Annotated in this window: 12 protein-coding genes; 8 read left to right on the top strand and 4 right to left on the bottom strand. The window is 32.4% G+C overall.

What is annotated here, in order from left to right:
- Positions 1-101 precede the first annotated feature (101 nt).
- Positions 102-2,540: a TonB-dependent receptor gene (locus B2X73_RS04160; protein ID WP_291046777.1), complete on the bottom strand. Its 2,439-nt coding sequence runs from the start codon at positions 2,538-2,540 to the stop codon at positions 102-104.
- Entirely contained in the window at positions 2,488-4,179 is a 1,692-nt protein-coding gene (locus B2X73_RS04155) for a M23 family metallopeptidase (protein ID WP_286496356.1), read from the bottom strand. The genes B2X73_RS04160 and B2X73_RS04155 overlap by 53 nt, the downstream gene beginning before the upstream one ends.
- 237 nt (positions 4,180-4,416) lie before the next feature.
- Between B2X73_RS04155 and B2X73_RS04150 the strand changes: the two genes are divergently transcribed.
- From B2X73_RS04150 to B2X73_RS04115, 8 genes are all read left to right on the top strand, one after another.
- Positions 4,417-4,551: a hypothetical protein gene (locus B2X73_RS04150; RefSeq protein ID WP_286496357.1), complete on the top strand. Its 135-nt coding sequence runs from the start codon at positions 4,417-4,419 to the stop codon at positions 4,549-4,551.
- A 41-nt stretch (positions 4,552-4,592) separates the two neighbouring features.
- Positions 4,593-5,240 (top strand): hypothetical protein, encoded by a 648-nt coding sequence (locus B2X73_RS04145; protein ID WP_286496358.1) that lies wholly within the window; start codon positions 4,593-4,595, stop codon positions 5,238-5,240.
- Positions 5,241-5,370: 130 nt separating this feature from the next.
- Positions 5,371-5,706, top strand: coding sequence for a hypothetical protein (locus B2X73_RS04140; protein ID WP_146810388.1), 336 nt, complete (start codon positions 5,371-5,373; stop codon positions 5,704-5,706).
- A gap of 7 nt (positions 5,707-5,713) precedes the next feature.
- Complete coding sequence (locus B2X73_RS04135) at positions 5,714-6,004, top strand: cell division protein ZapA (RefSeq protein WP_038335658.1); 291 nt, start codon at positions 5,714-5,716, stop codon at positions 6,002-6,004.
- 263 nt (positions 6,005-6,267) lie between these two features.
- Positions 6,268-7,830 (top strand): ribonuclease Y, encoded by a 1,563-nt coding sequence (rny, locus tag B2X73_RS04130; protein WP_371875740.1) that lies wholly within the window; start codon positions 6,268-6,270, stop codon positions 7,828-7,830.
- 381 nt (positions 7,831-8,211) lie between these two features.
- On the top strand, positions 8,212-9,171 hold the full coding sequence (locus B2X73_RS04125) for a ribonucleotide-diphosphate reductase subunit beta (RefSeq protein ID WP_038335662.1): 960 nt from the start codon (positions 8,212-8,214) through the stop codon (positions 9,169-9,171).
- A 79-nt stretch (positions 9,172-9,250) separates the two neighbouring features.
- Complete coding sequence (locus tag B2X73_RS04120) at positions 9,251-10,951, top strand: ribonucleoside-diphosphate reductase subunit alpha (protein ID WP_115001235.1); 1,701 nt, start codon at positions 9,251-9,253, stop codon at positions 10,949-10,951.
- 62 nt (positions 10,952-11,013) lie between these two features.
- Positions 11,014-11,736, top strand: coding sequence for a hypothetical protein (locus B2X73_RS04115; protein WP_286496359.1), 723 nt, complete (start codon positions 11,014-11,016; stop codon positions 11,734-11,736).
- A 60-nt stretch (positions 11,737-11,796) separates the two neighbouring features.
- Here B2X73_RS04115 and B2X73_RS04110 read toward each other — a convergent pair whose 3' ends face one another.
- The gene (locus B2X73_RS04110; RefSeq protein WP_280037648.1) at positions 11,797-12,639 is read right to left on the bottom strand and encodes a DUF4197 domain-containing protein; all 843 of its coding nucleotides are present in this window, start codon (positions 12,637-12,639) and stop codon (positions 11,797-11,799) included.
- Between the two features lie 55 nt (positions 12,640-12,694).
- Entirely contained in the window at positions 12,695-14,281 is a 1,587-nt protein-coding gene (locus tag B2X73_RS04105; protein ID WP_038333563.1) for a peptide chain release factor 3, read from the bottom strand.
- Between the last annotated feature and the right edge of the window lie 256 nt (positions 14,282-14,537).

The raw sequence follows: 14,537 nt of genomic DNA, 5'->3' as shown, positions 1-14,537 counted from the left end.
TGAAAAAATAAATATAATTGGAATGATGATGTAACCGATATATTTTTGAAAATCCATTATTAATAAGAATTAATTTATCCTAATATTAATTTTGAATAGTTTTAAAACTTAAAATTAATCTTTCCATTCAAGAAACGTCCTGTCAAATAATTTGGCATTGTGTAAACTGCACTCGAATTTACGTCGCGAATCCATGAATTACTGATTTCGTTTTTAATATCAAACACATTGAAAACATCTACACCAATCGAAATTTCTTTGAAATTACTCCAGAATGTTCCTTTTGATGGTTTCAATTCTTTTTGATTGATCAATTCTTTCACAAAACCAATGTCAACACGTTTGTAATCTGTCAACGTTGTTTGGTATTGGTAAGGATCTGCAAATTGTGGTGCTCCGTTTGGTAAACCAGAAGCATAAATCAAATTTACATTCACTTTGAAAGATGGTAAAAACTCCATATAATCTTGGAAAAATGCAGATAATTTGAAACGAGGATCTGTTGGTAATGGAATATTTCCTCTGTCATCAATATTTTGATAAGCTCGCGCATACGAAGCCGAGAACCAAGAATCTATACCAGGAACAAACTGCCCAAATAAACGCATATCAAGTCCATACGCATAACCTTTGGAGTTGTTATCTGCCGTATAACGAATTCTCACATTGTCTACATAATACGGATTCAAATCATTTAAGATTTTGTAATAAACCTCAGTTGTTAATTTGAACGGACGATCCATCCATTTGAATTCGTAATCGTTTCCAAATATAAAATGAATTGATTGTTGCGATTTTACTTTGTTATTCAAAGAACCATCTAAACGACGAATTTCGCGATAGAAGGGAGGTTGATAATAAATACCTGTCGAAAAACGGAACAACATATCGCTTTCCCAATCTGGTTTAACAGCGATTTGAGCACGAGGCGAAACAGTTGTTTCTTCGTTAAAATCCCAATAAGCTGCACGTACACCAGCGTTGAACATTACTTTCGCATCATTCCACATAAATTTGCTTGTATATTGTGCGTAACCTGAAATACGATTGGTTTTTAAATTATTTTTAGAATTCACATAATAACTTAAATTCAAACCATTTCCTGGATTTGGATTCACAACATATCCTGTCGAATCGATTGCTTGCCATTCACCTAATAAATCACGAATATCTTCTTGTTGAAATTTTGCACCCCACTCAATATCATTGTTTCCATTGATTTTATATTTTCCTTTGTGTTGAATTCCAGCAACCAACGCATCAAAATTATTTCGTGCATGATCGATTTGCGAACCAACATCATTCGTAGAAGTAGCATGGCCTTTTTCGTCTACTTCGGAAATGAAATAAGAACCTTGAATATCAAAATATTCGCGCTCTTTCGAATGATAAGCAAAAAGGTCTAACCCTAAATCTACTTTAGAATTTGGTTGATATGTAAATGATAAACTTCCTGTTTCTGTCGCAAATTTATCATCCTCTTTTCCGTCATAAAAAACAGTTAGCAACAACGGAGTATCCATTGTGTTGATGTACGTATCACGTTTTACAGGAAACATTTCGTAGCGCGAACGTGACATTGTCCCCAAAAATGCAACATTCCATTTATCATTTAATTTATAATTGATATTGGCTTGTACATCGTAATATTCGGGATTGAAATTGGTATCACCTTTTAAGGTATTCAACACTAAATTTCTGTTTTGATAGCGCGCTCCAACAATTGCCGAAAGTTTTTTGTCTTTAGAACCTCCGCCTAATGTCAAACTTCCGCCCATTAAACTTGCTTCTAATTGTCCTTCAAATTTTGTTGGGCGTTTGTAGGTAACATCTAAAACAGAAGACATTTTGTCGCCGTATTTTGCTTCCCAACCACCAGCAGAAAAGTTGATAAATTGCGTCATCGCAGGATTTACAAAACCTAAACCTTCTTGTTCGCCAGAACGAATCAATTGAGGTTTATAAACTTCGATTCCGTTAACGTAAATTAAATTTTCGTCATAATTTCCTCCGCGAACCATATATTGCGAACTTAATTCTGTATTCGAATTTACGAAAGGCAATGTTTTCAATAAATCGGCAACTCCGCCAGTCAAACTTGGTCCTTGTTGCATTTGCGCAGCACTCAAAACGGTACTTTGCAAAGGTTTATTTTTATTGGATTGAAAAGAAATAGTTGCTTCACCTAATTCGATTGCATTGGTTTGATCAGGAACTAATTGAACAAAAATCTCTTTCTTGTTTTTATCTTTTAGCGTAAAAGTTTGTGCAAACGAATGATAACCATTGTTGTTAAAAGTTACGGTAACGGAAGAATTTGATGGAATATCAATTTTGAAATTACCATTTTGATCTGTAAAATAAGATTGATCGTTGACAATAATCTCAGCTTCACTAATTGGAATTCTATTTTCGTCGACAACTTTACCATTAATTTGCGCAGTTTGAGCAAATAAAATTCCACCCAAAAGAGATAAACTTATGGTACTAAGAAATCTTTTTGAATGTTGTAGAGTATGTTGCTGTGTTGTTTTTTTCATCTTTCACGTTTAATTCTAATTGATGGTTGCCAACCGAAATCTGTTCTTTGTTCAAATTAATTGATAATCGTTTAATTTTTTGATCATATTCGGCTAAAACCCACTTACCATCGATATAAGCTTTATAATCTTTTATCCCAGATTGTGCATCATCAATTGTAAATTTGATAATAGCATTAGCTTGAGTAAATTGACTATCTGATTTGATATTTAACGGAGTAATTGTCGGTTTAGTATTGTCAATTAAAATAGAAAAAACACCAAAATCTTTTGGATTTGCAACAAGCTTTCCATTTTTGAGCTCTGTTGTTAAATAATCTTTTTTCCAAGCACCTCTTTTTTGATATTCGCGTACAATAACAGCTTTGTCCAATTGCGCTGTTGGAATGTCAGTAGTCGGTTCTATTGCTAACGTGTAAGTTTGATGAACTGGTATATAATAATCGCCCACCCAATGTTTACCATTCGAGAATTTATAAGCTAAATCAAAATCTTCATAAAAAATATTTTTAGGGAAAAATATTTCGATTCCATCAGATTTGAAATGATTTTCTTTGTTCCACAACATTGGATTTGTTTCAGTAAGTTTTGCAGAATCTACAAATGCTTTTCCATTAACTGTAAAAGATTGCGAAGATAAATTTCCTGCATAATCAGAAACGTCAATTTTTACTTTGTACGATTTTCCTTCTTCAAGCTCTAAAATTCCATTGTTTTTTAGATTTGAATACATTCTGACAGGATTCCCATCTTTCACAAATCCTTGATACACCCAACTATTATTTTTCTGAATATCGCCATAATCGCAAACTGTATTTATAGCTCGAGCTTCATCAAACGAAAAACGATTAGAAGTAAACGTATAAATCGGTTCATCATTCACATAAATATTAATTTGATGAACTCCATTGTTATTTTCTGCTCCATTGTGTTTGTCATAGGCTTTTACACCAAAACCTATTGCGCCAGAGGCAGAAATTGTACCTCCATTTACCACAACAACACGATTGGTTTTTTGATTCACATCGCCATAAATTGGATAAGCATATAGGCCTAAAATAGATGGTTTTCGAGTATCAGGTAAATCAAAACCGAAGTAAAAAGGATTAATTGGTTCTTCTGTTTTGGTATCACGAATTTCGAAATGTAAATGTGGACCTCCAGAACCTCCAGAATTTCCAGAAAGAGCAATCAAATCGCCCATTTTTACAGGAAGTTCGTTTGGTTTTGGATGCAATTCTATCTTAAACGTTTCGTTTGCATATTGTTGTTTGCGCACATATTCTTGCAATTCGGGCGTAAATTCTCTCAAATGGGCATAAACAGAAGTATATCCGTTTGGGTGATCGATATAAAGTGCATTTCCATAACCTGTTGGCGAAATATTAATGCGAGAAATGTAACCGTCTCCAACCGCTTTTACTTTCAGACCTTCTCGTTGTTGAGTTTTGATATCAAGCCCAGCGTGGAAATGATTGGCACGTAATTCTCCAAAATTACCAGCTAAATAATTGGTAATTTCTAAAGGATTTTGGAAGATGTTTTTTGGATATGTTTCAGATTTTGGTTGTTCTGATCGTTGTCCAAAAACAACAGAACTTAGTAATAAGTTTAGGAAAATTGGCTTAATCACTTTCATTTTTTCTTTTCAATAATTAACAAATCAGTTAAAAGTAAATTAAATCTTTTACAAACCTCCTTAATCTTTTGAATTTCTGAAAATTATTTGGAGATAAATTTTTGTAAAATAAAATTAAATAAATGATTATCAATATTTTGTATTTGTAAAATAATAAACAAGTAAAAGAAAAGGATTTTAGTGAATGATTGAGAAATGATGAAAGTAATTTTAAAATCAAACATAAAAAACATCATCATGAGAAAAATTATTTTAGCACTTTTTATAGTTGCTTCTATCGTAAGTTGTAATGAATACAAAGGTTCAGAAAGTAATGCAGAATTGGCTGCTGATGCAAAGAAGAAGTTGCGGTTTCTAATGCTGCAAATTTAGAAGTAGAAGGGAAGGTTTTTAAATCGAATGCGTTGATCGAAATGAAAGTAAAAGATGCGATGAAAGATGCGGTTCAAATCGAAGAAAATGCGATTTCGTTGAATGGATTTGTTTTGAATAGTGAAATGATTAATCAAATTTTAGATTCGGATATAGTTGAATTATCCGAAGAAAGCGTTAAGAAAATAGACAAAATTCAACGTTCTTATTTGATTGAATTGAAAGTTCCGTCAAATAAATTGCGTGAGCATGTCAAATTTGCAGTGGAGAAAGGAATTATTATCGATCATATTTTGATTAATAATGAAGAAATGACCTTTGAGAAATATGAAAATGAGTTGAAAAATGAAAACAATAAAGCAATGAAAATCTCGAAACAAATCGAAAATAAAGTGAATAAAGCGTTGATAAATGATGCTACTTCTTATGCGACTATTGCGTATCAATTATCAGAAGAACCACGAGTTGTAACGAATATTTTACCACAAACTGATTTGAAAGCTTATAGAGAAATCAACTTAGGATATGAGTTAAAACAAAGTTGGAAAGATGGAATGTATTATTTCAAATCAATTTTGATTATTTTCTGTCAATTTCTGCCAACTATTCTTTCGGTATTGTTTTTGTTTTTTAGTATCAAGTATGTTGTGAAAGTAGTGAAGAATAGAGAAACGAAACAAAAAATGTAAGTAAATCTCTATTTGTCAAATGAATAAGAAAAAACTGATAATATTTAGGTTATTGTATTGATTAGAAGTAAAAAAATACTATTTTTGCAATAGAAGCTAGAATAATTGAAATTCTCAGGAGATGGAAAAAATGGTAAAATTTAATGAACTTGAAAACAAAGTTTTAAGTGTTTTAGGCCAACTTGGGAATTATAAAGATATATTGAAGGGCGCTGAAAACTCGATACAAGAATTGGAAAAATTGCAAAATGAAATCAATTCTCTAAAAGAAGAAAATGCCCGATTGAAAAATAAATTGAGAGATTCGCAAGCGAATAACTTAAATTTAAATGAGGAAGTAAAACGATTAAAAGTCGTTAATGCAATGAGCGGAAATCAGGAGTACAAACAAATGATGAAGCAAAGAATGAACAAATTAATAAAAGAAGTCGATACGTGCATCGCTCAAATTAAAACTAATAATTAATAAAAGAATGTCAACTCAACGAATTGAGATAAAAATTGCTTCACGTCATTACCCAATGACGATTAATTCTGACGAGGAAGAAATGTTACTTTCTTGTGCAGAAGAAATAAATGGTATTTTGAAACAATTTGAACAAAAGTACGCTGTTTCTGACAAACAAGACGCGCTTGCAATGGTGACAATTCAGTTAGCTTTACGTGAAGCAAAGCTGAAAAAGCAAGTGAAAGATAACGAAGAAATGACAACAGAGCGCATTTCGAAGTTATTAGAATTGATTGATCAGTCAATCGCAAAATAAGAGAAGTTCTGACAGTTGTGAAACTGTCCACTAAACAATATTCCTACATTAGTTCTAGCTATTTTGGTTAACTCAACACTAGTTTTGTTACCGAGTGAACACCGTTCGGAAAGCGGGCCGCAACCTTTTAGGTTCATTTATTTGACAGCGGATACTTGACTGACGGACTAACTCAAATCCTGTTTACAGGAGTTAACTCAAAACATACTTTACTAATGTAGGTTTTTTTATATATAAACATTACATAATCTATGGACCCAATTATGACAATAATTATTGCAATTGTTACATTAATCATAGGTGCAGCGGTGGGATATTTCTTATCAAAAAAATCAGTTGATAAACAGAATCAAGAACTGATTGACGAAGCAACTCGCAAAGCACAAAATTTGATTAATGATGCTGAGAAAGATGGTGAAGCCATTAAAAAAGAGAAAATTTTTCAAGCCAAAGAAAAATTTTTAGAATTAAAATCTAAACACGAAGAAGTTGTTAATCAACGTGAAAGAAAAGTAGCTGATGCTGAGCTTAAAGTAAAAGAACGTGAAGAGAGAATCAAAACGGACTTAGCAGAAATTCAGAAACAAAAAGATCAGATTAAATCTGAGAAAGGAAATATACAAGCACGTACAGAGAAGCTTAACATTAAGCAAAAAGAAGTGGATACGATGCACAAAAAACAAGTAGAAATCCTTGAGAAAATTTCAAACTATTCTGCTGATGAAGCACGTGCTGAATTGATTGAAGTCTTGAAAGACGAAGCAAGAACGAAAGCACAAGCTCATATCCAAGAAATTATGGAAGAGGCTGAATTGGATGCGAAAAATGAAGCGCGTAAAATTGTGATTTCTTCTATTCAACGAATCGGAACAGAGCAAGCGATAGAGAATGCAGTTTCTGTGTTTAACATTGAATCTGATGAAATCAAAGGACGTATCATTGGTCGTGAAGGACGTAATATTCGTGCAATAGAAGCTGCTACAGGAGTTGAAGTGATTGTTGATGATACGCCAGAAGCGATTATTCTTTCATGTTTTGATCCTGTTCGTCGTGAAATTGCTCGTTTATCTTTGCACCGTTTAGTAACGGATGGGCGTATTCACCCAGCACGTATTGAGGAAGTTGTGGCAAAAACAACAAAACAAATTGAGGATGAAATTATCGAAGTTGGTAAGAAAACAATTTTAGATTTGGGAATTCACGGTTTACACAAAGATTTGGTTCGTATTGTTGGACGAATGAAATATCGTTCTTCTTATGGTCAAAACCTGTTACAACACTCTCGCGAGGTGGCAAATTTGGCAGGAACCTTGGCTGCAGAATTAGGATTAAATCCTAAGTTAGCGAAACGTGCAGGTTTATTACACGATATTGGTAAAGTTCCGGAGCAAGAATCTGAATTGCCTCACGCAATTTTGGGGATGCAATGGGCAGAGAAATATGGAGAACATCCAGACGTAATTAATGCAATTGGAGCTCACCACGATGAAATAGAGATGACTTCTTTAATTTCGCCACTTATACAAGTTGCCGATGCAATTTCTGGTGCTCGTCCAGGGGCTCGTCGTCAAGTTGTGGAATCGTATATGCAACGTCTGAAAGATTTAGAAGCTACGGCTCTTAACTTTGATGGTGTGGAAAAAGCATACGCTATCCAAGCTGGTCGTGAGTTGCGTGTGATTGTAGAAAGTGATAAAGTTGATGACACAAAAGCAGCTGAATTATCGTTCTTAATTTCGGATAAAATTCAAAACGAAATGACTTATCCAGGTCAAGTTCGTGTAACTGTAATTCGTGAAACACGTGCAGTAAATATTGCAAGATAAAATTTAGAATTTAATCATATTCTTTAGGCAAGTCTATAACAAGGCTTGCCTATTTTTTTGTTAAATTATAGAAAATTAATCCAAGTTATAGTTGTTGTTTTGATAAAAATTATTAAATTATAACGAATAAAAATTCAAAAATAATTAATTAATAATCAAATAATTAACAACTTGTTGATAACCTTTTTATTTTTTAAGATTACAAAATTTTTAATTGTAAAATCTTATCTTAATTTTGAAAGAATCGATGAGTAATTGAAACGAAAATGTAACCCTATTGAGGTTCAAATTTCTAAATAAAATAAAAGAACCAACTTCATTTATTTTGATGAAAGAATTCGTTTTTACCAAAGTTTATTAATCTAAAAAGTCCAAAAAACTATGTCTATTTTTGATAAAAGGGTAAATTATAAACCATTTGAATATCCTGAAATTTTAACCTTTACAGAAGCAATCCAAAAAGCATATTGGGTACACGGAGAAGTAGATTTTACTTCAGATATCCAAGACTATCATGCCAATTTAGATGATGCGAAACGCGAAATTCACAAACGTTCTATTTTATCAATTGCGCAAGTAGAGGTAACGGTAAAAGGATTCTGGGGAGATTTGTATCATTATTTTCCAAAGCCAGAATTGAATGGATTAGGTGCTACTTTTGCAGAATGTGAGTTTAGACATAGTGAAGCGTATTCGCGTATTTTGGAGGTAAATGGTTATTTAGATGAGTTTAATGTAGCCTTACAAAATCCAATTTTCAAAAGTTATAATACGTTTGTTGGAGAAATTATGCGTGACGAGAACAAATCAATTGTAGAGAAATTATTGTTCTTTGCATTGGTAATCGAAGATAGTTCGTTATTCTCGAAATTTGCAAATATTTTGGCATTTACACGTTTTGATGGTTTAATGAAAAATACAGCAAACATCATTGCTTGGACATCTACAGATGAGCAAATTCACGCAAATGCTGGGATTTATTTGATTAATAAAATTCGTGAAGAAGGTTTATTACCAGAGGAATTAGATCAAAATTGGGTAGAAACTGCTGTTCGTGGTTATATTGACCAAGAAGAAATGATGTTAGATTGGATTTTCGAGAAAGGAGAATTTGGTTATTACTCAAAAGCAGATTTATTAAACTATATGAAATACCGTATTGATGAAGCAATTGCTAAAATTGGATACAAAAAAATATTTCATATTTCCCAAGAACAGTATAAACCGATGGCTTGGTTTGAGGAAGAAGTTTTTGCGAGTAGTTTAGACGATTTTTTCGCAAAAAGACCAGTAGATTATACTAAACATGACAAAAGTATTTCGGCAGACGATTTATTTTAAACCGCCAAAACTTTTTATCAAAAACACAACTATAAATAAAATTATTTAACAATATCACATCATTATAAATTCTAAAGCTATGGACAATCCAATACCACACGACGACATTCAAAATATATTTTTTGACGGTGAAGCACCAAAATTATGGTGGAAAAACTCTGAATCTGAACAAATTTTGAATAGAGGTTATTTATTGAAAGGGGAAACAGTTGAAGGAGCTATAGATCGTATCACGGCTGCGGCTGCAAAACGTTTATATAAACCAGAATTGCAAGAATCTTTCAAAGAAATGATAGAAAGAGGTTGGATGAGTTTATCATCTCCAATTTGGGCAAATATGGGAACAGAGCGTGGTTTACCAATTTCTTGTTTCAATGTTCATATTCCAGATAGTATTGAAGGAATTACGCATAAATTAGGAGAAGTTATTATGCAAACTAAAATCGGTGGTGGTACTTCTGGTTATTTTGGTGAATTGCGTGAGCGTGGAGCGGCGATTACAGATAACGGAAAGAGTAGTGGTGCTGTTTCGTTTATGGAATTGTTCAATTCTGCGATGAATGTGGTTTCTCAAGGTTCTACACGTCGTGGAGCTTTTGCGGCTTATTTGGATATTGATCATGATGATATCGAAGAATTTTTGAAAATTAAATCGATAGGAAGTTCAATTCAGAATTTATTTTATGGTGTTTGTGTGCCAGATTATTGGATGCAAGAAATGATTGATGGAGATGCGGATAAACGTCAAATTTGGGCGAAAGTTTTAGAATCACGTCAAGAAAAAGGATTACCATATTTATTCTTTACAGATAACGTAAATAAAAATAAACCACAGGTTTACAAAGATTTAGGAATGTCAATTAATGCTTCTAATCTTTGTTCAGAAATTATGTTGCCTTCATCTGCTGATGAATCATTTATTTGTTGTTTATCTTCTATGAACTTAGAGCTATACGATGAATGGAAAGATACTGAGGCAGTACGTTTAGCAATTTTCTTTTTAGATGCAGTTTTACAAGAATTCATCGAAAAAACAGAAGGAAATCATTATTTAGCATCAGCTAATCGTTTTGCAAAACGTCACCGTGCATTAGGTTTAGGTGTATTAGGGTGGCACTCTTACTTACAACGCAACATGATTCCTTTTGAAGGAATGGAAGCGAAATTACGTACAACAGAAATTTTCAAGCATATTCAATCTAAAGCAGATAAAGCTTCGGAAGAATTAGCTCGTATTTATGGTGAACCAGAGGTTTTAAAAGGCTACGGACGTCGTAATACAACAACTTGTGCAATTGCACCAACTACGTCTTCTTCTGCGATTTTAGGACAAACTTCTCCAGGAATTGAGCCGTTTGCTTCAAATTATTACAAAGCAGGTTTATCGAAAGGAAACTTTATGCGTAAGAATAAATATTTGACTAAATTATTACAAGAAAAAGGAATCGATAACGAAGATATTTGGCGCGAAATCATGTTGAATGGTGGCTCTGTGCAACATTTAGAACAATTGACAAAAGAGGAAAAAGATGTGTTCAAAACATTCAAAGAAATTTCTCAATTAGAAATTGTTCAACAAGCAGCGATTCGTCAAAAATATGTAGATCAATCGCAGTCATTAAACCTAAATATTCCACCAGATTTACCTGTGAAAGAAGTTAACCGTTTGATGATCGAAGCTTGGCAATTAGGTGTAAAAACATTGTACTATCAGCGTTCACAATCAGTTTCTAAGGAATTAGTTGCAAACTTAGTTTCTTGTTCTTCTTGTGAAGCTTAATAGGAAATGATATATTTTATTACAAATAGAAAATCCGCTCATTGAGCGGATTTTTAGATTTTATGAATTTTTTAGATTTAGTTATTATTGAACAAAAATTTACTGATTTAAAGTCGTTGAAAAGAACGGCTTTATTAATTAATATTATTGGATGCATTTTAGGTTTGAGTACATTAGTTTTTCAGTTTTTTAATGAAATTTTAATTTATTTATCTTTTGTTTATCCTATTTTTTGCATCATTTTAGTTAGATATTATCGAGGTTTGATCTCAATTGAGCCTGAAATTAGACCAAATCTTCCAACAATTTCTATAGGTTTTATGTTATCTTGTTTTGGATTAATCATTAGAACTGCTATGGATTACAATGTCTTAGATTATAAAAATGTATGGGTTCCTTCGAGTGTTATAGCGTTATTAATCTTAATAATCTATTATTTTAATCAATTTAAAATATTGATTTACAACAAGAAAAATTTTGTTTATAATGTTTTTATCATAATATTAATTGAAGTATTTTCTATTTATTCTGTTATATTCATTAATTGTAAGTATGATCAATCTACTCCTCAAATTTATGAAACTCAGATTTTGAAAAAAATTAAGAAAAATAGTAAAGGAGGTAGTAGTTATTATTTAATAATTGAAGATTGGAACAATACATTTATAGAAAAAGAGATAAAAGTAGATTATAAAAAGTATTACTCAAGTTTTGAAGGAGAAAAGCTTAAAGTAGCAGAAAGACGAGGAAGATTTGATATACCTTGGTCTTATTTTATTGAGTAATTATCATCTAAAAGACTCGTTACAAATTGTAACGAGTTTTTTTGATTGAATAGAAGTATTTTACTTCTTACTATCTTGCGCTCCGAAAACCTGTTGTAACAACGATGTTGTACGCAAAGCTTTATTCCCGCGAATTCCTTCTTCTTTTTCTGCAACCATGTTAAACACACCATTTATTGTTTGTTGTGTTACATAAGCATTCAGGTTTGGATCAATTTGATTTCCAGTTAACGTATTGTATTTTGTAATCAAATTATTCCAAACTTTATCCGCACTAACTTTACCTAAAGACGCTTCCACTTTTGGTTGAAAAGCCTTTGTTAAATCAGATGTTGTTTTTAGTTTTAAATAATTGGTAGCCGAATTATTTCCTCCTAATAAAATATCTTTCGCATCTGTAATTGTCATTGATGTCACAGCGTTTACGAAAATAGGAGCAGCTTCAGAAACAGCATCTTCAGCAGCAGAATTCAATAATTTGATTCCTTTATCCGCCAAACTTCCCATTCCTAAAGAACGCAAAGTTTTTTCTACATTTTGTAATTCTTCTGGCATCAAGATTTTTGCAACTGAATTATTATAAAAACCATTCTTTTGACCCAATGATTTTATTCCGTCCGTTAATCCTAATGACAAAGCTTCTTTCAATCCAGAGGCAACAGTTGCGTTAGATAAACCATTTAACTTTGTTAAGGATTCTGCAGAAATTGTTTTAGATTCTGTTGAACCATTTACAACTTTTATTGAATCAACTTTTACTGTTGAATTATTTTGTGTTGTCGTTTGAGTGTTTACTTTTTCGACTTCTTTTTTTAATGTTCCAAAAATTGATTTCAAATCTTGTGCTTTTGAATTTACTGCAAACGCTGAAATCAATGTTAAACTTAATATGATCTTTTTCATTTAGATTTTTTCTAAAAAATATTTCAGTTGGTTAATTCAATTATCTGACCAAAATTTAAAACTCACTTACAAAATGTAATTTCACTGACGGAAATTTATCTTGCGTCATTTGAATTGTAAAAGCAGAATCTGCTAAAAATACCAATTGATTGAATTTATCTCTTGCTAAATAACGTTGTTTAACACGTTTGAATTCTAAGAATTCTTCTGATTTTTCATCTTCAACTTCTACCCAACACGCTTTGTGAACAGAGAAAGGTTCGTACGTTGCTTTTGCACCATATTCGTGCTCCAAACGATATTGGATAACCTCATATTGCAGTGCACCAACGGTTCCGATAACTTTACGATTATTCATTTCTAATGTAAATAACTGCGCAACACCTTCGTCCATTAATTGATCAATTCCTTTTTCCAATTGTTTTGCTTTCATTGGATCAGCATTGTTGATGTAACGGAAATGTTCTGGGGAGAAAGCTGGAATTCCTTTGAAAGAAAATTTTTCACCTTCTGTCAACGTATCACCAATTCTAAAGTTTCCTGTATCGTGTAAACCAACGATATCACCCGCAAACGATTCATCAACCACTTCTTTTTTATCAGCAAAGAAAGCATTTGGCGCAGCGAATTTCATGTTTTTACCTTGGCGAACGTGGAAATAGTTGGTATTACGTTCAAATTTACCAGAAACGATTTTGATAAAGGCTAAACGGTCGCGGTGTTTCGGATCCATATTCGCATGAATTTTGAACACGAAGCCAGAAAATTTATTTTCATAAGGTTCGACAATTCTCAAATCTGTTTCTTTAGATTGTGGAGTTGGTGCAATATCAACGAAAGCGTCTAACAATTCGCGAACACCAAAATTATTAAGAGCAGAACCGAAAAATACAGGTTGTAAATTTCCGTCCATATATTCTTGCATATCAAATTCTGGATAAACTCCGTCAATTAAATCAATCTCATTACGAAGATTTTCGGCGTAAGTTGTTCCAATTAATGTGTCTAAATCTGGACTTGATAAATCCTCAACTTTCGTTGTTTCAGAAATTTTTTGTTTATTATCTCCAGAAAAAATATTGATGTTTTTCTCCCAAATATTATAAATTCCTTTGAAAGTTGCTCCAATACCAATCGGCCAAGAAAGTGGTGTAACTTGTAAGTCTAGTTTTTGTTCTACTTCGTCCATTAAATCAAACGCATCTTTTCCTTCGCGGTCCATTTTGTTAATGAAAACCAACATCGGAATTTTGCGCATACGACAAACTTCTACCAATTTGATTGTTTGTTCCTCAACCCCTTTTGCAACGTCGATTACCACAATCGCAGAATCTACGGCAGTTAGTGTACGGAAAGTGTCTTCGGCGAAATCCTTGTGACCAGGCGTATCTAAGATATTAATCTTTTTTCCTTTATATTCGAATGCTAAAACTGAAGTAGCAACCGAAATACCACGTTGGCGTTCAATTTCCATAAAATCGGAAGTTGCTCCTTTTTTAATTTTGTTACTTTTTACGGCACCAGCTTCTTGAATTGCGCCTCCAAAAAGTAATAACTTCTCTGTTAAAGTTGTTTTACCAGCATCGGGATGGGCGATAATTCCAAAGGTTTTTCTTTTATTTATTTCTTGTTCTAAAGACATCTTAATCAAATTTTCAGGTTGCAAAGATAGTTTATCTCACGAAAATTAGAAACATTATGGTTGATAGAATATTCTAAAGTAAATTGCGTTATTCTAAAAATAGTTGACGAAAGACGTATGAAAAAGATATTTTACTTTTTATTGTTGATGATTAGTGGGATTGTTTGGGGGCAGCATCTGTAATCTTCCCCTTGTTAAGAACACTTAAAAGTAGAGTTTTTATTTAATATTATTGTATTAACCCGTAGTGCATTTA

Source organism: Empedobacter sp. UBA7252 (assembly GCF_002472765.1).
GTDB classification, from domain to species: Bacteria; Bacteroidota; Bacteroidia; order Flavobacteriales; family Weeksellaceae; genus Empedobacter; species Empedobacter falsenii_B.
The sequence above is the reverse complement of the archived record's forward strand: the minus strand, read 5'-3'. Positions and strand labels throughout refer to the sequence as shown.

Excerpts from the sequence above, each read along its gene's own strand:
- B2X73_RS04160 (WP_291046777.1), bottom strand. The coding sequence starts at position 2,540 with ATGAAAAAAACAACACAGCAACATACTCTACAACATTCAAAAAGATTT.
- B2X73_RS04155 (WP_286496356.1), bottom strand. The coding sequence starts at position 4,179 with ATGAAAGTGATTAAGCCAATTTTCCTAAACTTATTACTAAGTTCTGTT.
- B2X73_RS04150 (WP_286496357.1), top strand. The coding sequence starts at position 4,417 with ATGAGAAAAATTATTTTAGCACTTTTTATAGTTGCTTCTATCGTAAGT.
- B2X73_RS04145 (WP_286496358.1), top strand. The coding sequence starts at position 4,593 with ATGAAAGTAAAAGATGCGATGAAAGATGCGGTTCAAATCGAAGAAAAT.
- B2X73_RS04140 (WP_146810388.1), top strand. The coding sequence starts at position 5,371 with ATGGTAAAATTTAATGAACTTGAAAACAAAGTTTTAAGTGTTTTAGGC.
- B2X73_RS04135 (WP_038335658.1), top strand. The coding sequence starts at position 5,714 with ATGTCAACTCAACGAATTGAGATAAAAATTGCTTCACGTCATTACCCA.
- rny (WP_371875740.1), top strand. The coding sequence starts at position 6,268 with ATGACAATAATTATTGCAATTGTTACATTAATCATAGGTGCAGCGGTG.
- B2X73_RS04125 (WP_038335662.1), top strand. The coding sequence starts at position 8,212 with ATGTCTATTTTTGATAAAAGGGTAAATTATAAACCATTTGAATATCCT.
- B2X73_RS04120 (WP_115001235.1), top strand. The coding sequence starts at position 9,251 with ATGGACAATCCAATACCACACGACGACATTCAAAATATATTTTTTGAC.
- B2X73_RS04115 (WP_286496359.1), top strand. The coding sequence starts at position 11,014 with ATGAATTTTTTAGATTTAGTTATTATTGAACAAAAATTTACTGATTTA.
- B2X73_RS04110 (WP_280037648.1), bottom strand. The coding sequence starts at position 12,639 with ATGAAAAAGATCATATTAAGTTTAACATTGATTTCAGCGTTTGCAGTA.
- B2X73_RS04105 (WP_038333563.1), bottom strand. The coding sequence starts at position 14,281 with ATGTCTTTAGAACAAGAAATAAATAAAAGAAAAACCTTTGGAATTATC.